Consider the following 774-nt stretch of genomic DNA (forward strand, 5'->3'; position numbering starts at 1 on the left):
CCTTGGGATACCACCCTGATCGTATCTAGGTTCTAACTTGGTACCGTAAGCCGGTGCGAGGACAGTGTCAGGTGGGCAGTTTGACTGGGGCGGTCGCCTCCTAAAGAGTAACGGAGGCGCCCCAAGGTTCCCTCAGAATGGTTGGAAATCATTCGAAGAGTGCAAAGGCAGAAGGGAGCTTGACTGCGAGACCTACAAGTCGAGCAGGGACGAAAGTCGGGCTTAGTGATCCGGTGGTACCGCATGGAAGGGCCATCGCTCAACGGATAAAAGCTACCCTGGGGATAACAGGCTTATCTCCCCCAAGAGTCCACATCGACGGGGAGGTTTGGCACCTCGATGTCGGCTCATCGCATCCTGGGGCTGAAGTAGGTCCCAAGGGTTGGGCTGTTCGCCCATTAAAGCGGTACGCGAGCTGGGTTCAGAACGTCGTGAGACAGTTCGGTCCCTATCTGTCGTGGGCGTAGGAAATTTGAGAGGAGCTGTCCTTAGTACGAGAGGACCGGGATGGACGTACCGCTGGTGTACCAGTTGTTTCGCCAGAAGCACAGCTGGGTAGCTATGTACGGAAGGGATAAGCGCTGAAAGCATCTAAGCGTGAAGCCCCCCTCAAGATGAGATTTCCCAATTAGTAAGACCCCTTGAAGACGACGAGGTAGATAGGTTGGGGGTGGAAGTGCAGTAATGCATGGAGCTGACCAATACTAATCGGTCGAGGGCTTATCCTAAGAATAGAACGCAAGTGGAGTTTCGGATCCAGTTTTCAGGGTGTAA

The 774-nt window shown here is 54.0% G+C and carries 1 rRNA gene; it reads left to right on the plus strand.

The features are described 5' to 3' along the window. Positions 1-728, plus strand: a 23S ribosomal RNA gene (locus JO375_RS06740); the annotation flags it as partial. Positions 729-774: the final 46 nt, after the last annotated feature.

The organism is Paenibacillus farraposensis (genome assembly GCF_020736845.1).
GTDB lineage: Bacteria > Bacillota > Bacilli > Paenibacillales > Paenibacillaceae > Paenibacillus > Paenibacillus farraposensis.